Origin of the sequence: Bradyrhizobium sp. Arg237L (assembly GCF_029990105.1) — a bacterium.
In the GTDB taxonomy this organism is placed as follows: Bacteria; Pseudomonadota; Alphaproteobacteria; order Rhizobiales; family Xanthobacteraceae; genus Bradyrhizobium.
The window spans coordinates 13,813-30,706 of sequence record NZ_JAQMIL010000034.1 but is presented as its reverse complement, the minus strand read 5'-3'; the positions used below and the strand labels follow the sequence as shown (position 1 = coordinate 30,706).

Genomic DNA, 16,894 nt, shown 5'->3' with positions numbered 1-16,894 from the left:
CGGGCCCGGAGACAGGGAGTTGAACGTGAACGTCAAGGCCACGCTTTCACCTGAAGATCTTGCGCGCGCCTGCGCCAAGGCGATGTGGAAGGAGGACGACGCCAGCAAGGGCCTCGGCATGGAGATCGTTGAGATCAAGCCGGGGCAGGCGACGCTTGCGATGACGATTGGGGTGCACATGGTCAACGGCCAGCGCATCGCCCATGGCGGCTTCATTTTCACGCTCGCCGATTCCGCCTTTGCCTTCGCCTGCAACAGCCACAATGAACGCGTCGTCGCCGCGCAAGGCAGCATCACTTTCATCAGGCCCGGCAGGCTCGGCGACCGCCTGATCGCCACGGCGCGCGAGATCTCGCGCAGCGGACGATCCGGAATCTATGACGTCCGCGTCACCGCAGGCGATGATGTGATCGCCGAATTCCGCGGCCATTCCCGCGTGATCGGCGGCACCTGGCTGCCGACAGCGGACAACGAGACCAAGCAAAAATAGACGATCGAAGGAAACGCGCCATGGCCATGCCAAAGCTCAAGTCGACGGGAAGTGGTTACAGCGCTGAGATGGACGAGGCCGAAAGCGCCTCGCGCGATGCAATTATAGCGCTGCAGACCAAGCGGCTGGCCTGGTCGCTGCAGCATGCCTATGACAACGTCGCGCATTACAAGCGCGCCTTCGATGCGGCCGGCGTGCATCCGTCCGATTTCCGCGAGCTTTCCGACCTCGCGAAATTCCCAATCACGGCCAAGACCGACCTGCGCGACAATTACCCGTTCAACATGTTCGCGGTGCCCCGCGAAAAACTGGTGCGCGTCCATGCGTCCTCCGGCACGACCGGCAAGCCGATCGTAGTCGGCTACACGCAGGCCGATATCGACATCTGGTCGGAGGTGATGGCGCGCTCGATCCGTGCTGCCGGCGGTCGCCGCGGCATGATCATCCACAATGCCTACGGCTATGGCCTGTTCACCGGCGGGCTCGGCGTGCATTACGGAGCCGAGCAGCTCGGCTGCACCGTGGTGCCGGTCTCCGGCGGCATGACCGAGCGGCAGGTGCAACTCATTAACGACTTCCGGCCCGACATCATCACGGTGACGCCGAGCTATATGCTGGCGATCCTGGACGAGTTCAGGCGGCAGCGGCTCGAGCCGCGACAATCGTCGCTGAAGTTCGGCATCTTCGGCGCCGAACCCTGGACCAACGCGATGCGCGCCGAGATCGAGCACGCTTTCGATATGGACGCGACCGACATCTACGGCCTGTCCGAGGTGATCGGCCCCGGCGTCGCGCAGGAATGTGTGGAGAGCAAGGATGGCTTGCACATCTGGGAGGATCATTTCTATCCTGAAGTGATCGATCCCGAGACCGGACAAGTGCTGCCCGACGGCGAGAAGGGCGAACTGGTCTTCACTTCGCTCACCAAGGAAGCCTTTCCCGTGATCCGCTACCGCACCCGCGACCTGACGCGCCTGCTGCCGGGCACCGCGCGGCCGGGCATGCGGCGGATGGAGAAGGTCACGGGACGCTCAGACGACATGATCATCCTGCGCGGCGTCAACGTATTCCCCACTCAGATCGAGGAGGCGCTGCTCGCGACTGACTGGTGCGGCGGCCATTTCATCATCGAACTCTCGCGCGAAGGCCGCATGGACGAGATGACAGTGCTCGCCGAAGCCCGCCCCGAAAGCTGGGACGGCAGCGGCCTTGCCGCGCATGCCGAGAAAGTCTCGATCTTCATCAAGAACACAATCGGCATCACCGCACGCGTTCAAGCCGTCGCCCCCGAAACCCTCGAGCGCTCGCTCGGCAAGGCCAAACGGGTTTACGACAAGCGGCCGAGGGGGTAACTCTCAGCGTAGCGGCCGCTCTTCCCCCGTCATTGCGAGCGGAGCGAAGCAATCCATCGCGCCGCTTGTGGAGATATGGATTGCTTCGCTGCGCTCGCAATGACGGTGCTGCTACCGCCAAACCTCCGTAACGGACCGACATCTCGATGCCGATACCAAACAACCAAACAGTCCAAGCCCGCTGCGTTCGCCTGCTAGCCAAAGCCGATAACCCCGCCGCGCTTGCGCCGACCGTGGAAACGCATGCGCTGTCACGCGCGGCGAACGAACTGCTGATCGAGATCAAGGCTGCCGCCGTCAATCCATCCGACGTGAAGGCCGCGACCGGACTGATGCCTTACGCGGTGTTTCCGCGCACGCCGGGGCGTGACTATGCCGGCCTTGTGATCGACGGGCCCGAGGGGTGGGTCGGGCGTGAGGTGTTCGGCTCGTCCGGCGATCTCGGCATTCGCCGCGACGGCACGCATGCCACGCATCTCGCGGTCGAGTCCGAGGCGGTGGTGGAGAAGCCGAAGGGCATTTCGTGGGAGGAGGCCGCGGGCATCGGCGTGCCGTTCGTCACGGCGATCGAGGGCTTTCGCCGCGCCGGCCTGCCGAAGCCCGGTGAGGCCGTGCTGGTCTTGGGCGTCAACGGCAAGGTCGGGCAAGCCGCGGTGCAGATCGCGACCTGGCAAGGCGCGCGTGTCATCGGCGTGGCGCGCAAGAGCGAGCCCTATGAAGGACACAGCAACGCGAAGGTCGAGATGATCGATGCCTCAAGCACCGATGTAGCGGCGCGCGTGCGCGAGCTCACCGGTGGCAAGGGCGCCGACATCGTCTTCAACACGGTTGGCGATCCCTATTTCCAGGCCGCGCACAAATCGCTGGCGCTGCGCGGACGGCAGATCCTGATCGCGGCTGTCGACCGCATCGTGCAGTTCAATATCCTCGAATTCTATCGCGGCCAGCATACCTATGTGGGTATCGACACGCTGGGCCTGTCGTCGATCGCAACCGGCGCGGTGCTGCGTGAACTCGGCCCGGGATTTGCGAGCGGCCACCTGAAGCCATTTCCGATCAAGGCGAGCGCGATCTATCCGCTGGAGCAGGCGAAAGCCGCGTTCCTTGCCGTGGCCGGCTCGTCGCGCGACAGGGTCATACTGCGGCCCTGATGATTGATGCCGTCATTGCGAGGAGCGCAAGCGACGAAGCAATCCATGCCTCAGCAAGTGGAGGCATGGATTGCTTCGCTTCGCTCGCAATGACGCCAATGTAGATTCTCAATCCGCCGCCTTCGTCACGATCCGCACCTCCGACGTCAGCGTGCGGTGCACCGGGCACTTGTCGGCGATCTCCATCAGCCGCTTGCGCTGGTCGTCGTCGAGCGACCGGCCCTCGATCTTGATGACACGATCGATCTGGTCGAGCATGCCTTCGCGCGTCTCGCACTCCTCGCAATCCTTGGCGTAGATCTTGCTGTGCGTCAGCGTCACCGTGACACGATCGAGCGGCAGCGCCTTGCGGTCGGCGTACAGGCGCATCGTCATCGAGGTGCAGGCGCCAAGTCCCGCGAGCACGAGATCGTAAGGGCCGGGGCCTGAGTCCTCGCCGCCGACGGCGGCCGGTTCGTCCGCCAGCAATCGGTGCGGGCCGACGGTGACGGTCTGCTGGAATTTGCTGTTGCGCGTCTCGCGCACCACGACACGGCGCGGCGCCTCAGTGAGATCAACGGCGGTCTCGCGCACCGCTTGCCCGATATAGCGCTCGGACCAGGCCGCGATGACATCGGCGGCATAGGTGGTGTCGCGCTTGTCGGTGAGGAGATGATCGGCGTCGGCGAGCGAGACGAAGCTCTTGGGATGCTTGGCCGCGATGAACAGCTTGGTGGCGTTCTCGATGCCGACGGTATCGTCGGTCGGTGCGTGCATAACCAAGAGCGCCTTGTGCAGCTTCGCGACCTGCGCCAGCAGATTCTGCTCGGCGATGTCGTCGAGAAATTCGCGCTTGATGCGGAACGGCCGGCCGGCGAGCGAGACCTCGACTTCGCCTTGCTCGCGGATGTCCTCGACGCGGTCCTTGAGCAAATGGGTGACGTGGGCGGGATCGGAGGGCGCGGCGATGGTGACGATGGCCTTCGCCTCGGGGATCTGCGCGGCAGCGGCGAGGATCGCAGCGCCGCCGAGGCTGTGGCCGATCAAGAGATCTGGCGCTTTCCGGGTTTCGCGCAAATGATGGGCGGCGCGAACGAGATCGACGACGTTGGAGGAGAAGGTCGAATTGGCGAAATCGCCTTCGCTGGAGCCGAGCCCCGTAAAATCGAAGCGCAGCACCGCGATGCCTTTGGCGGCAAGCGCGACCGCAATGCGCTTGGCCGCCAGCACGTCCTTGCCGCACGTGAAGCAATGCGCAAACAGCGCGTAAGCGTTGATCTCGCCGTCAGGCGTATCCAGCGCGGCGGCGAGCTGGTGTCCTTCCGAGCTTGCGAATTGGAAGCGTTCAGTCGGCACGGCTACCCTCCATCGCTTTTTTCCTTCACCTCTCCCTGCGGGAGAGGCGAGGAATGGCGCCATCAATGGCTAATCACCCGAGTAACGTTCTTCCTTCCAGGGATCGCCGCGGTTGTGATAGCCGCGGACCTCCCAATAGCCCGGCGCATCCCGCGTGAGGAATTCGATCCCCTGCAGCCATTTGGCGCTTTTCCAGAAATAGAGATGCGGCACCACGAGCCGCACCGGGCCGCCATGCTCCTCGGTCAGCGGTTTGCCTGACCAGCTATGGGCGAGCAGCGCGTCCTCGGCGGCAAAATCCTCCAGTGCGAGATTGGTGGTGTAGCCGTCATAGCAATGCAGCACCACGAAAAGCGCATCCTCATGCGGCTCGCAGGCGGCCAAGAGATCGCGGGTCGCAAGGCCCTGCCACTGATTGTCGAAGCGTGACCAGGTGGTGACGCAATGGATGTCGGAGACGAATTGCGACTGCGGCTGCGCGGTGAACTGCGTCCAATCCCAGAACACCGGATGTTCCACGGCGCCATAGACGTCGAGCCGCCAGCGCTCGCGCGCAATCTCCGGCGTCAGTCCGAGATCGAGCGTCGGCCAGTCGCGGGTGAGATGCTGGCCGGGCGGCAGGCGCTGCTCCTCGGGACGCGAGATCCTGCCGGTGAGGAAGCGGCCCTCGCGTGCCCAGCGCTCCTTGCTGCGCGTCAGCTTGCTTTCCGGCGGCGGCTCCTGGTCGTCAGCCATTGGTCAATCTTTGGCGTCACTCGTGGCGATGCATCGCCGATTCATGCTTGGTGTCGCGCATGGTTGCATAGATCAGAAGCGAGAGGAAGATCATGCCGCTGAGGTAATAGTAGAACCATTGTTCGTGCCCGAGGCTCTTGAAATAGAGCGCGATCGCCGGTGCCGTACCGCCGAACAGCGACACCGTGATCGCATAGGGCAGGCCCACGCCGAGCGCGCGGACATTGGTCGGAAACAGTTCGGCCTTCACCACGGCGTTGATCGACGTGTAGCCGGCGGTGAAGATCCAGGCGGCGCAGATCAACAGGAACGCGATAAACGGCGTCTTGGCGTCCTTCAGCGCGGTCAGGATCGGCACGGTCGCGAGCGTGCCGACCACGCCGAAGAAGATCAGGAGCGGCTTGCGGCCGATGCGGTCGGACAGCGCGCCGTAGAGCGGTTGCAGAATGGTCGCGAAAATCAGCGAACCGAAGATCACGAACGTGGTCTGGTCCTCGGTGAGGCCCACCGACAATTTGACGAAGGTCTGCATATAGGTGGTGAAGGTGTAGAACGCCGCGGTGCCTCCCGCGGTCAGCCCGACCACCAGCAGCAGTTCGCGCGGGTAGTTCAGGAGTTTTGTGATCGAGCCGGTCGGCTTGCTCACCTTCTTTGCTTCCTCGAAGGCGTCGGTCTCCTGCAGGCTGCGCCGCATCACCGCTGCGATCACGGCAAGCGCCGCGCCGATCGCGAAGGGAATTCGCCAGCCCCAGTCCTTTAGCTGTTCCGGCGTCAAGAACACCTTCTGCAGCAAGAGCAGCACGATGATCGCGGTGAGCTGGCCGCCGATCAAGGTGACGTATTGGAAGCTCGAATAGAAGCCGCGATTCTTGGCGTCGGCGACCTCGCTGAGATAGGTGGCGCTCGCGCCATATTCGCCGCCAAGGCTGAGGCCCTCGATCACGCGCGCCAGCGCGAGGATCGCGGGCGCAGCAAAGCCGATCGTGGCGTAAGTCGGCGTCACCGCGATGATCAGCGAGCCGAAACACATGCAGACCACGGAAACCGTGAGCGACAGCCGCCGCCCATAGCGGTCGGCGATGAAGCCGAACAGCCAGCCGCCGAGCGGCCGCATCAGGAAAGTCGCGGCGAATATCACGGCTGCGTTGAACTGCTGCACCACCGGATCGTTGCCGGGAAAGAACGCCGGCGCGAAATACAGCGCGAAAGCGGTGTAGGCGTAGAAGTCGTACCACTCGACGAGATTGCCGACCGAGCCGATGAAGATCGCCTTGATGCGACGTTCGACGTCACGAATGTCGAGGGGCTCGTCGGCGATCCCAGCGGCCTGATCTGTCATATTGGAACTCCACGCACGGCAATTTGATCAACCGGCCCGACACTTCTCACGGCATCAGGAGCGGCCGCGGCCCGCGTAGCATGTCGAATGTCGTCAGCGCAATTGCCGATGGGCGCCTCCCCTCATGGTGAGGAGGCGCGCAAGCGCCGTCTCGAACCATGGGGCCCGGCCGGTGGCCTCATCCTTCGAGACGCCGCTTCGCGGCTCCTCAGGATGAGGGGAGAGCACAGTAGCGTGGAACGAAAGCCTACCTCGCCGCCCTTGGATCGATCGGCGTAGTGCCGCGCACGCCCAAAATATCCTCCAGCGCCTTGGCGCCGGCGAGCAGGTTGGCCTCGCCGCGCGGCGGCGCCACCATCTGCAGTCCGACCGGCAGGCCGGAGGTGGTGAAGCCGCAGGGCAGGGACAGCGCCGGACAACACGCAAGTGTGATCGCATAGACGATGCCGAGCCACTCCACGTAATTGTCGAACATCTTGCCGTCGCATTCGGCGACATAGCGGTTCTCGATCGGGAACGGCGCGACGATGGTCGCGGGCGTCAGCAACAGGTCGTAGGTCCCGAAGAATTCGAGGGTGCGTGCCGTCATGGCGACGCGCTGGGCCTCGGCGCGCTCGATCTGCTCGACCGTCAACTTCAGGCCTTCCTCGATGTTCCAGATCACCTCCGGCTTGAGCAGGTCGCGCTTGGTGCGAAGCAGCGCCGCCTTGGTGACGGCGAAGTCGAAAGCGCGCAGCACGTGGAAACATTCATGGGCTTCGCTAAGGTCGGGATGTGCTTCCTCGACGATGGCGCCTGCTTCGGCAAAGCGTTCCGCCGCCTTCCGCGTGACCGCCCTGACTTCGGGATCGACGGGGGTGATGCCGAGGTCGGGCGAATAGGCGATGCGTTTCGGTTTCTTGCCGGAGCGCGTCGCTGAGAGGAACGACGTCGTCGGCGCCGGCAACGACAGCGGGTCGGCGGCGTACTCGCCGCTCATGGCATCGAGCAACAGCGCGAGATCCTCGACGTTGCGCGCCATCGGGCCGTGAACGGTCAGGTTGCGATCGATCATGGCGCTCGGCGTGTGGGCGACGCGGCCGATGCTGGGCCGCATTCCGACGATGCCGCAGAAGCTGGCTGGATTGCGCAGCGATCCACCCATGTCGGTGCCGTGGGCAAGCCACGCCATTCCGGTCGCAAGCGCGACCGCCGCTCCGCCGGAAGAGCCGGATGCCGAGCGCGACGTATCCCAAGGGTTCAATGTCGCGCCGAACACTTCATTGAAGGTGTTGGCGCCGGCGCCGAATTCTGGCGTGTTCGATTTGGCGTAGACCACACCGCCATTCGTTTCCAGATGTGTCACGACGATGTCGGACCTGGTGGCGACGGTATCCTTGAAGATCGGCGATCCCTGCGTGGTGAGGACATCAGCGACGTTGGTGAGATCCTTGATCGGCACCGGCAGGCCCGCGAGCAGACCGCGCTCGGCAGCCGGCTTCTGCATCAGCGCTTCGGCGTGCCTCCGCGCGCGGTCGAAGCACAGGATCGGAAGCGCGTTGACCTTGTCGTCGACCTCGGCGATCCGTTTTTCCAGGACGTCGAGCAGGTCGAGCGGTGTGACCTCGCCCGCCCGCAACTTGTCGACGACTGTGCAGGCGCTCTCCCGCACCAGGCCTTGATCCGTCACTTGCATCTCCATTGATTGCAGTTCGTAACAGCGGAGGGAGCTAGTGCTCTAGACCATTTTCCGGCAAAGTGGAAACGTGCTGGGGAATGGCCGGAACCGGAGACCTGCTGATGACGACACCCTTCTCTGCGCTCGATTGGCGCGCCATGAGCCAGGAGGAGCGTGACCGCGGTTTGAACAACGGTGCCGCAGTTGTAGGCAGCGGTGATATTGTCGGAGGGTGGGGGGAGCGTTCTGCGGAGTTGCGCAAGCGCTATCCCAATCACATCGATCTCCGCTACGGCCCGCGCGAGCGCAACCGCATCGATTTCCTGAAAGCGGGCGAGCGCGCGCCGACGCTGCTGTTCATCCATGGCGGCTACTGGCAGATGCGGTCGAAGGAGTTCTTCACGGTGATGGCCGAAGGACCGATGGCGCATGGCATCAATGTCGCGCTGATCGGCTATACGCTCGCGCCGGAGGCGACGCTCGACGAGATCGTCGCCGAGATCCACGCCGGCACCGACTTCCTCGCCAAGCAGTTGCCGGCGCTGGGAGCGGCCGAAAATGGCATCGTCGTCTCCGGCTGGTCGGCCGGCGGTCATCTGACCGCAATGGCGCTGTCGCATCAGCATGTCCGGGGCGGGGTCGCGATCAGTGGCATCTACGACCTCGAGCCGATCCGGATGAGCTATCTCAACGTCAAGCTCGGGCTCGACGAGGCGGCCTCCCACCGCAATTCACCAATGCGACAGGCCGGCGGGCCGCTCAAGCCGTTGTCGCTGGTGGTCGGCAGCGGCGAACTGCCGCTCTTGCGCAAGCAGACCGCCGATTTCGCCGGGCATCGCGCCGATTATGGTTTGCCGGTGACGTATGAGGAGATTCCCGGCGCCGATCATTTTTCAATCATGGACGAGATGATGTCGCCGAACGGGCGGATCACAGCACTGATCCGGCGGTTGTGCGAGGCTCCATAGGCGTCATCGCGAATTGGCCGTAGCCCGGGTGGAGCGAAGCGTAACCCGGGGTGCTCGTAATCGCAGACGCAGGTGTCCCGGGTTGCGCTTCGCTTCACCCAGGCTACGATCGAATCCATCACCACCCCGCACTGATGCCGCCGTCCACCGTGTAGATCACGCCCGACGTATAACCCGCGCGGTCGGACGCGAGGAACGCCATGAGGTCGGCGATCTCGCGCGCGTGGGCGGGGCGGCCGAGCGGCAGGCTCTTCTGGAATTCCTTGTAGCGGTTCTCGTCGCCGAACTGATGTTTGGCGCGGGTCTTGAGCAGCGTGACATGCCGGTCGGTGCCGACGGGACCGGGATTGATGCCGACGACGCGGATATTGTCGGCGAGACTCTTGCCGCCGAGCGCGCGGGTCAGCGCCATCAGCGCGGCGTTGCCGGCGCTGCCGGCGATGTAGTTGGCATCGAACTTCTCGCCGGCGGCGCCGATGTCATTGATGATCACGCCACCGCCGCGGGCCTTCATCTGCGCGTAGATCGCGCGGGTGAGGTTGATATAGCCGAACACCTTGAGTTCCCAGGCGTGCCGCCAGGTCGCCTCATCGATCTTGTCGATCGAGCCGCCGGGGATATCGCCGGCGTTGTTGACGAGGATGTCGATATCGGCAGCCTCTCTTGCCAATCGCGTCAGATCCTCCGGCTTGCGCAGGTCGACGACGGATGTGGCGGCATCGATCTGGTGGACCGAGCGCAGGCGGTCGGCCAGCGCCTTCAACTGGTCGCCGCTGCGGGCGGCCAGCAGCAGATGGCAGCCTTCCTCGGCAAAGGTCTCGGCGGCGGCCGCGCCGATGCCCTTGGAGGCGCCGGTGATCAAGACGCGCTTGCCGCGCAGATGCAGGTCCATGGCAATACTCGCTGTGCTGGAGAGGATTGGAAAAAGTCGGCGAAATTGGTAGGCGGCAGGTGGGACGGCGGTCAACATTGCACTGCAGCGTTGCGCCAAGGCGAAGTTTGGTCCATTGCAGGGCTCGAGAATAGACGGCGCCTCAAGCCGGGCAAATCACAAGGGTGTTCTTCATGGCCAACGCAAAGAAACAGTATCGGATCGCGGTCATTCCCGGCGACGGCATCGGCAAGGAAGTCATGCCCGAAGGCTTGCGCGTGCTCGAGGCCGCCGCGAAGAAACATGGCGTTGCCGTCCAGTTCGACCATTTCGATTTCGCCTCTTACGACTATTACGCGAAGCACGGCCAGATGATGCCTGACGATTGGAAGGAGAAGATCGGCAAGCACGACGCGATCTATTTCGGTGCGGTCGGCTGGCCGGCCAAGATTCCGGATCATGTCTCGCTGTGGGGCTCGCTGATCAAGTTCCGGCGTGAGTTCGACCAATACGTCAACCTGCGCCCGGTGCGGCTGATGCCGGGCGTGCCGTCGCCGCTCGCGAACCGCAAGCCCGGCGATATCGACTTCTGGGTGGTGCGCGAGAACACCGAAGGCGAATACTCATCGGTCGGCGGCCGGATGTTCCCGGACACCGAGCGCGAGTTCGTGACGCAGCAGACGGTGATGACGCGCATCGGCGTCGACCGCATCCTGAAATTCGCCTTCGATCTGGCGCAGTCGCGGCCGAAGAAGCATCTGACTTCGGCGACGAAGTCGAACGGCATCTCCATCACCATGCCCTATTGGGACGAGCGCGTGGAGGCGATGGCCAAGACGTATCCGTCGGTGAAGTGGGACAAGTACCACATCGACATCCTGACCGCGAACTTCGTGCTGCATCCGGACTGGTTCGACGTCGTGGTCGGCTCCAACCTGTTCGGAGATATCCTCTCCGATCTCGGACCTGCCTGCACCGGCACCATCGGCATTGCGCCGTCGGGCAATATCAATCCGGAAGGCGATTTCCCGTCGGTGTTCGAGCCGGTGCACGGCTCGGCGCCCGATATCGCCGGGCACGGGATCGCTAATCCGATCGGCATGATCTGGTCAGGCGCGATGATGCTGGAGCATCTCGGCGAGAAGCAGGCCGCGGATGCGGTGGTCGGCGCGATCGAGCGGACGCTCGCCGAACGCACGCTCCGTACCCGCGACCTCGGCGGCAATGCCGACACGGAGACTTGCGGCAAGGCGGTCGCTGAGATGGTGGATTGAGCTGGCTCCTCATGGTGAGGAGGCGCGTCTTCGCGCCGTCTCGAACCATGAGGCCCCGATCTCGCCTGCGGCCCACCCTACGACTACGCGACTACGACTTCACGATGCGCCGGCAATGCTCCCACGCTGCTTGCAGGAGGTTCTCGCTGGCCTCCGGCGTGCGGAAGGCGGAATGCGCCGAGAGCGTCACGTTCGGCAGTTTCGTCAGCGCATGATCGGCGGGCAGCGGCTCGACGGTGAAGACATCGAGGCCGGCGTGGTGGATGTGGCCTGACTTCAGCGCATCGATCATCGCGGCTTCGTCGACGATGGCGGCGCGGGCGGTGTTGACGAAGATGACGCCCGGCTTCATCGCGGCGATGCGCTCGCGGGTGATGAAGCCCCTCGTGTCGTCGTTGAGCAGAAGATGCAGCGACACGACATGGCTCTGCGCGAGCAGCGTGTCGAGATCGACGAAGTCGACGCCCGGATAGCTCTTCGGCGAGCGGTTCCAGGCGATCACGCGCATTCCCGATCCCTGCGCGATGCGCGCGACTTCAGCCGCGATCCCGCCGAAGCCGATCAGGCCGAGCGTCTTGCCGGTGAGCTGCATGCCGTCCTCACGCAGCCAATTGCCGGCGCGCATCTCGCGGTCCATCTGCGCCAGCACGCGCGCGGAGGCCCACATCAGCGCAACAGCAGATTCGGCCACGGCGGTGTCGCCATAGCCCTTGATCAGATGCACGGAGATGCCGAGCTCGGCGAGCTCCTCCGGATTCATGTAGCTGCGCGCGCCGGTGCCGAGGAACACAACGTGCTTGAGCCCGATGCATTGCTTCGCGATGTCGGTCGGCAGCGCGGTGTGGTCGATGACGGCGATCTCGGCGCCGTCGAGCACTTTTGGCAGTTGGTCGGAAGTGACGTCCGGATCGCGGTGCACGCGCACCTCGGGGTCGCCGGGTTTTTCCAGCCGCTCGAAGATCACCGCAAGCGATTCATTGGCGTCGACAAAAACCCCGCGCACAGCACTTCTCCGTCTTGCTTGGTGGACCGATCAGGACGCGACGCCGGCGAGCGCCAGCACCGTATGCATCAGCACGTTGGCGCCGGCGGCGCAATCGGTTTGCGTTGCGTCCTCGAGCTCGTTGTGGCTGATGCCGTCCTTGCAGGGCACGAACACCATTGCTGCCGGCATCACCGTGTTGAGGTTGCAGGCGTCGTGGCCGGCGCCCGAGGTGATGCGCCGGTGCGAATAGCCGAGTTGCGTCGCGGCGTTCTCGACGGCGTCGACCAGCTTGGGATCGAAATGCGTCGGCGGCTTGCGCCAGACCAGATCCAACGCGACCTCGACCTTGCGTCGCGCGGCGATCTCGGCAATCGCGGCGCGCAAATCCTTGTCCAGCGCGTCCATGATCGCGGCATCGGCGCTGCGGCAATCGACCGTGAAGGCGATCTCCCCGGGAATGACGTTGCGCGAGGGGTTTGCGATTACGGCTTCACCGATGGTGCCGACCGCGTTCGGACCGAGTTTCTTCGCGATGCTCTCCATCGCCAGCACGATCTCCGACAACGTCGCCAGCGCGTCGCGTCGCAGCGGCATCGGCGTCGAGCCGGCATGGCTCTCGAAGCCGGTGATCTTGCCGTCGTACCACAAGACGCCCTGGCCGGAATCGACCACGCCGATGGTCTTGTTCTCGGCTTCTAGGATCGGGCCCTGCTCGATATGCAACTCGACGAAGCCCGAGAATTTTTGCGTGCCGACCGGCGTCGTGCCGCGATAACCGATGCTGTCAAGCGCCTCGCCGACCGTGACGCCCTCGGCATCCCTGCGCGACAGGATGTCGTCAGTGGTGAAATCGCCGACATAGGCGGCGGAGGCCATCATTGCCGGTGCGAAGCGCGAGCCCTCTTCATTGGTCCAGTTGCAGATGCAGATCGGCATCTCGGTCTCGATGCCGGCATCGTTGAGCGTGCGCACGACTTCGAGCGCGGCCAGAGTGCCAAGTACGCCGTCATATTTGCCGCCGGTCGGCTGGGTGTCGAGATGCGAGCCGAGCCCGATCGGCGGCTTCGACATGTCGCGGCCCTTGCGCAGGCCGAACATCGAGCCGAGCGCGTCGACGTGAACCTCCAAGCCTGCGTCCTCGCAGGCCTTGCGGAACCAGTCGCGCACCTGCTTATCCTCGGCGCTCAAGGTCAGCCGCCGCACGCCGCCTTTCGGCGTCGCGCCGAATTTGGCGGTTTCGTGAATCGTGCCCCAGAGGCGGGCGGAATCGATCTGCAGGTTGGATGCGGCTCGGCTCATGCGCTTGTTACCTTTTCGCAGTCATTCCGGGGCGCCCGAAGGGCGAACCCGGAATCTCGAGATTCCGGGTTCGATGCTAACGCATCGCCCCGGAATGACGGTGATTGTCTTGTTCAATGACGCGCCCGCAGCGCCTCGTCAACCGACGGGCTCGCTTGCGCGATCTGGCGCGCGAGATCGGCGACGCGCTCGACTGCGGCAATATCGGGAGAGGTGAGCCAGCTTGCGTTGAAGGTGAGCGGCGCCATCTTGATGTCGGTATCGAGCAGTTGCAGCCGTCCGTCGGCGAGTTCGTTCTCGACGATGGCTGACGGGATCACGGCAATGCCGAGTCCTTCGATCGCCATGTGGATCACCGTTGCCAGCGAGGCGCTGGCGTGCAGCCGGATCGGCGGCAGGTCCGGCCGTTCGAACACCGCGCGTACGCTTTCGTAAGGCACTGTCTTGCGGGGAAAGGTGATGATCGGAAAGCGCGCCAGGTCGCGCCGCGCCACCGGGCCGTTGCCGAGGCCAAGCGCCGGGCTCGCCAGAAATCCGATCGGATAGTCGCAGAGCACGCGGCTCTGCACGCCCGACGCCGACAGCGGCCCCACCACGAAGGCGAGCTCGATCTCTTGCGCGAGCAGCCGCGCGCTCAAATTCGGCGTGATGTCGACCTCGATTTCGAGCGACAGGTTCGGATAGACCTCGTTGACGCTCTTGACGAGGCGCGTCAGCCAGGTGTGCACGATGGTCTCGGCGACACCGAGCCGCAGCACGCCGCGCATCGCGGAGCGGTCGCCGATCTCGGCCATCATCTCCGAGCGCAGCCCGATCAGCTTCTCGGCATAGACCATCATCTGCCGGCCGCTCGGCGTCGGCGAGGCGACCCGATGGTCGCGGTTGAGCAGCTTCACGCCCAGTTCGCGTTCGAGCTGGGCGATGCGTTGGGAGATCGCCGGCTGGGTTGTGTTGAGCCGCTGAGCCGCCCCACGGAAGCTTCCGAGCTTGACCACCCAGAGGAACGTTTCGATCGACCTGAAATCAAGCATTGGAAGCTTTTTCCTATCCGATAAATTGGATTTATCGAATTCGATTAGAAAGGAAGATTAGACTTTATAGCACGCTTGGTGTTGGCTGCACTTGTTGAGATATTAGGCAGGTCGATTTAATGACTGTTTTTGTGGCAGTGCAGCAAGCCGGTGGCACCGACACCATGCTTCCGAGCCGAGAGGCCCGGCTGGCTTGCCGCAACGGGATGGCTTCGAGTACCGCCGGGGTGGCGAACGGCTTTGTCCAGGGCAACCTGGCCATCCTGCCGGAAAAGCTCGCCGGCGCGTTCCATCGCTTCTGCCAGCTCAACCCGAAGCCGTGCCCGATCATCGGCATGTCTGAAGTCGGCGATGTCAGCATTCCTGCGCTCGGCCTCGACCTCGACATCCGCACCGACGTGCCGCGCTATCGCGTCTGGCGCGACGGCGAGGTGGTGGAGGAGCCGACCGACATCATGCAGCATTGGCGCGACGATCTCGTCGCCTTTGTGCTTGGCTGCTCCTTCTCATTCGAAGAAGCGCTGATGGATGAGGGCCTGCCGATCCGCCATATCGAGCGTAACGTGCGGGTGCCGATGTACCGCACCAACATCGCCTGCAGCCCAGCGGGCCCGTTCGCGGGACCGATGGTGGTGTCGATGCGTCCGTTCAAGCCGGCGGATGCGATCCGCGCGGTGCAGGTCACCTCGCGCTTTCCCTCAGTGCACGGCGCGCCGGTGCATCTCGGCCATCCGCACCTGATCGGCATCAACGACATCGCCAAGCCCGACTATGGCGATCCGGTTCCGGTCGAAGCCGACGAGATCCCGGTATTCTGGGCATGCGGCGTGACCCCGCAGGCGGTGATCGCGAGTGCAAAGCTGCCATTCGCAATCACGCATGCGCCGGGACTGATGCTGATCACCGATCTCAGGAACAAACAATTGGCGGTGCTGTAAAGGGCAGCGCCTGCCATTTCTTGAGGCTTTACCGCAACACTCATCCGTTTCATTCGATAGCTACGCTTCAATTAAGGGGAATTTCCGCAAATGACGATCACTCGCCGCAATGTGTTGCTTGGAGCCACCGCTGCCGCCGCGCTCGCGCCGATCGCTGCGCGCGCGCAAACCAGTGAGGTGGTGATCGGCGTGATCTATCCGCTGTCCGGCGCCAGCGCCCAGATTGGCGTCGACGCGCAAAAGGCATTCGAGACCGCGGCCGACATCATCAACAAGAACTATGATTTCGAGCTGCCGCTCGCCAAGGGCGAGGGCCTGTCCGGCCTCGGCGGCGCCAAGGTCCGCCTCGTCTTCGCCGATCACCAGGCCGATCCGCAGAAGGGCCGCGCCGAAGCCGAGCGCCTGATCACGCAGGAGAAGGTCTGCGCCATCGTCGGCACCTACCAGAGCGCGGTTGCCGTCACCGTCAGCCAGATCTGCGAGCGCTACCAGATTCCGTTCATCTCGGCCGACAATTCCTCGCCGAGCCTGCATCGCCGCGGCCTGAAATTCTATTTCCGCGCAGCACCTCATGACGAGATGTTCTCGACCGCGATGTTCGACTTCTTCGATGCGATGAAGAAGAAGGGCACCAAGATCAACACCCTGTCGCTGTTCCATGAGGATACGATCTTCGGCACCGACTCCGGCAACGCGCAGACCAAGCTCGCGGGCGAGCGCGGCTACAAGATCGTTGCCGACATCAAGTACCGCGCCAACTCGCCGTCGCTGTCGGCCGAGGTGCAGCAGCTCAAGGCTGGTAATGCCGACGTGCTGATGCCCTCGAGCTACACCACCGACGGCATCCTCCTGGTGAAGACCATGGCCGAGCTCGGCTACAAGCCGAATGCGATCGTGGCACAGGACGCCGGCTTCTCCGAGAAAGCGCTGTATGACGCGGTCGGCGACAAGCTCGAAGGCGTGATCTCGCGCGGCAGCTTCTCGCTCGATCTCGCCGCCAAGCGGCCGATGGTCGGCAAGATCAACGCGATGTTCAAGGAGAAGTCGGGCAAGGACTTCAACGACTATTCGTCGCGCCAGTTCATGGGCCTGATCGTGATGGCTGATGCCATCAACCGCGCCAAGTCCACCGATGGCGAGAAGATCCGCGAGGCGCTGGTCGCGACCGACATGCCGGGCGAGGTGACCATCATGCCCTGGAAGCGCGTGAAGTTCGACGACATGGGCCAGAACAACGACGCCGATCCGGTGCTGCTGCAATATATCGGCGGCAAGTTCGTTACGATCTTCCCGCCGCAGGCGGCCGTCGCCGAAGCCGTCTGGCCGATGAAGTAACCGGCGCGGGCAGAGGATATAACGTTGTGATGTTGGATTCCACGACAGCCGCACGTTCCGTTATTGCGAGCGAAGCGAAGCAATCCATGCCGGCACGAGGTCGAGCAGTGGATTGCTTCGTCGCTTCGCTCCTC

The 16,894-nt window shown here is 63.8% G+C and carries 15 protein-coding genes; 7 read left to right on the top strand and 8 right to left on the bottom strand.

All coding sequences use genetic code 11. The features are described from left to right. Positions 1-25: 25 nt before the first annotated feature. The 3 genes from paaI to OZ411_RS21345 all read left to right on the top strand — a co-directional run bounded on the left by paaI (position 26) and on the right by OZ411_RS21345 (position 2,993). Positions 26-490, top strand: coding sequence for a hydroxyphenylacetyl-CoA thioesterase PaaI (gene paaI, locus OZ411_RS21355; protein WP_282529540.1), 465 nt, complete (start codon positions 26-28; stop codon positions 488-490). Between the two features lie 20 nt (positions 491-510). Further along, positions 511-1,842, top strand: coding sequence for a phenylacetate--CoA ligase PaaK (paaK, locus tag OZ411_RS21350; RefSeq protein WP_282529539.1), 1,332 nt, complete (start codon positions 511-513; stop codon positions 1,840-1,842). 146 nt (positions 1,843-1,988) lie between these two features. Continuing rightward, positions 1,989-2,993 (top strand): zinc-binding alcohol dehydrogenase family protein, encoded by a 1,005-nt coding sequence (locus tag OZ411_RS21345; protein WP_282529538.1) that lies wholly within the window; start codon positions 1,989-1,991, stop codon positions 2,991-2,993. Between the two features lie 108 nt (positions 2,994-3,101). On the opposite strand, the gene OZ411_RS21340 is transcribed toward OZ411_RS21345, so the two are convergent. The 4 genes from OZ411_RS21340 to OZ411_RS21325 form a co-directional block, all read right to left on the bottom strand. Further along, positions 3,102-4,328: a bifunctional alpha/beta hydrolase/OsmC family protein gene (locus OZ411_RS21340; RefSeq protein ID WP_282529537.1), complete on the bottom strand. Its 1,227-nt coding sequence runs from the start codon at positions 4,326-4,328 to the stop codon at positions 3,102-3,104. Positions 4,329-4,397: 69 nt separating this feature from the next. Then, on the bottom strand, positions 4,398-5,063 hold the full coding sequence (locus tag OZ411_RS21335; protein WP_130580822.1) for a sulfite oxidase-like oxidoreductase: 666 nt from the start codon (positions 5,061-5,063) through the stop codon (positions 4,398-4,400). A gap of 16 nt (positions 5,064-5,079) precedes the next feature. Beyond that, positions 5,080-6,402: an MFS transporter gene (locus OZ411_RS21330; protein WP_130580823.1), complete on the bottom strand. Its 1,323-nt coding sequence runs from the start codon at positions 6,400-6,402 to the stop codon at positions 5,080-5,082. Between the two features lie 247 nt (positions 6,403-6,649). Continuing rightward, the gene (locus OZ411_RS21325) at positions 6,650-8,077 is read right to left on the bottom strand and encodes an amidase family protein (protein ID WP_282529582.1); all 1,428 of its coding nucleotides are present in this window, start codon (positions 8,075-8,077) and stop codon (positions 6,650-6,652) included. 104 nt (positions 8,078-8,181) lie between these two features. Between OZ411_RS21325 and OZ411_RS21320 the strand changes: the two genes are divergently transcribed. Continuing rightward, on the top strand, positions 8,182-9,027 hold the full coding sequence (locus tag OZ411_RS21320) for an alpha/beta hydrolase (protein WP_130580824.1): 846 nt from the start codon (positions 8,182-8,184) through the stop codon (positions 9,025-9,027). A 118-nt stretch (positions 9,028-9,145) separates the two neighbouring features. Here the strand turns inward: OZ411_RS21320 and OZ411_RS21315 are convergent, their stop codons facing one another. Further along, entirely contained in the window at positions 9,146-9,919 is a 774-nt protein-coding gene (locus OZ411_RS21315; protein WP_282529536.1) for an SDR family oxidoreductase, read from the bottom strand. A gap of 173 nt (positions 9,920-10,092) precedes the next feature. Here OZ411_RS21315 and OZ411_RS21310 point away from each other — a divergent pair, with 173 nt between their 5' ends. After that, positions 10,093-11,172 carry a tartrate dehydrogenase gene (locus tag OZ411_RS21310; protein ID WP_282529535.1) on the top strand — a complete coding sequence of 360 codons (1,080 nt, stop codon included), beginning with the start codon at positions 10,093-10,095 and terminating at the stop codon, positions 11,170-11,172. A gap of 91 nt (positions 11,173-11,263) precedes the next feature. Here OZ411_RS21310 and OZ411_RS21305 read toward each other — a convergent pair whose 3' ends face one another. From OZ411_RS21305 to OZ411_RS21295, 3 genes are all read right to left on the bottom strand, one after another. Further along, positions 11,264-12,175 (bottom strand): NAD(P)-dependent oxidoreductase, encoded by a 912-nt coding sequence (locus OZ411_RS21305; protein ID WP_282529534.1) that lies wholly within the window; start codon positions 12,173-12,175, stop codon positions 11,264-11,266. A gap of 30 nt (positions 12,176-12,205) precedes the next feature. After that, on the bottom strand, positions 12,206-13,456 hold the full coding sequence (locus OZ411_RS21300; protein ID WP_282529533.1) for a Zn-dependent hydrolase: 1,251 nt from the start codon (positions 13,454-13,456) through the stop codon (positions 12,206-12,208). A 113-nt stretch (positions 13,457-13,569) separates the two neighbouring features. Next, on the bottom strand, positions 13,570-14,487 hold the full coding sequence (locus tag OZ411_RS21295; protein ID WP_130580306.1) for a LysR family transcriptional regulator: 918 nt from the start codon (positions 14,485-14,487) through the stop codon (positions 13,570-13,572). Positions 14,488-14,606: 119 nt separating this feature from the next. Here OZ411_RS21295 and OZ411_RS21290 point away from each other — a divergent pair, with 119 nt between their 5' ends. Further along, entirely contained in the window at positions 14,607-15,425 is an 819-nt protein-coding gene (locus OZ411_RS21290) for a putative hydro-lyase (RefSeq protein WP_282529532.1), read from the top strand. Positions 15,426-15,515: 90 nt separating this feature from the next. Beyond that, positions 15,516-16,760, top strand: coding sequence for an ABC transporter substrate-binding protein (locus OZ411_RS21285; protein ID WP_130580304.1), 1,245 nt, complete (start codon positions 15,516-15,518; stop codon positions 16,758-16,760). The last annotated feature ends 134 nt before the right edge of the window (positions 16,761-16,894 follow it).

Excerpts from the sequence above, each read along its gene's own strand:
- OZ411_RS21300 (WP_282529533.1), bottom strand. The coding sequence starts at position 13,456 with ATGAGCCGAGCCGCATCCAACCTGCAGATCGATTCCGCCCGCCTCTGG.
- OZ411_RS21325 (WP_282529582.1), bottom strand. The coding sequence starts at position 8,077 with ATGCAAGTGACGGATCAAGGCCTGGTGCGGGAGAGCGCCTGCACAGTC.
- OZ411_RS21330 (WP_130580823.1), bottom strand. The coding sequence starts at position 6,402 with ATGACAGATCAGGCCGCTGGGATCGCCGACGAGCCCCTCGACATTCGT.
- OZ411_RS21345 (WP_282529538.1), top strand. The coding sequence starts at position 1,989 with ATGCCGATACCAAACAACCAAACAGTCCAAGCCCGCTGCGTTCGCCTG.
- OZ411_RS21320 (WP_130580824.1), top strand. The coding sequence starts at position 8,182 with ATGACGACACCCTTCTCTGCGCTCGATTGGCGCGCCATGAGCCAGGAG.
- OZ411_RS21285 (WP_130580304.1), top strand. The coding sequence starts at position 15,516 with ATGACGATCACTCGCCGCAATGTGTTGCTTGGAGCCACCGCTGCCGCC.
- OZ411_RS21295 (WP_130580306.1), bottom strand. The coding sequence starts at position 14,487 with ATGCTTGATTTCAGGTCGATCGAAACGTTCCTCTGGGTGGTCAAGCTC.
- OZ411_RS21335 (WP_130580822.1), bottom strand. The coding sequence starts at position 5,063 with ATGGCTGACGACCAGGAGCCGCCGCCGGAAAGCAAGCTGACGCGCAGC.
- paaK (WP_282529539.1), top strand. The coding sequence starts at position 511 with ATGGCCATGCCAAAGCTCAAGTCGACGGGAAGTGGTTACAGCGCTGAG.
- OZ411_RS21290 (WP_282529532.1), top strand. The coding sequence starts at position 14,607 with ATGACTGTTTTTGTGGCAGTGCAGCAAGCCGGTGGCACCGACACCATG.
- OZ411_RS21315 (WP_282529536.1), bottom strand. The coding sequence starts at position 9,919 with ATGGACCTGCATCTGCGCGGCAAGCGCGTCTTGATCACCGGCGCCTCC.
- OZ411_RS21310 (WP_282529535.1), top strand. The coding sequence starts at position 10,093 with ATGGCCAACGCAAAGAAACAGTATCGGATCGCGGTCATTCCCGGCGAC.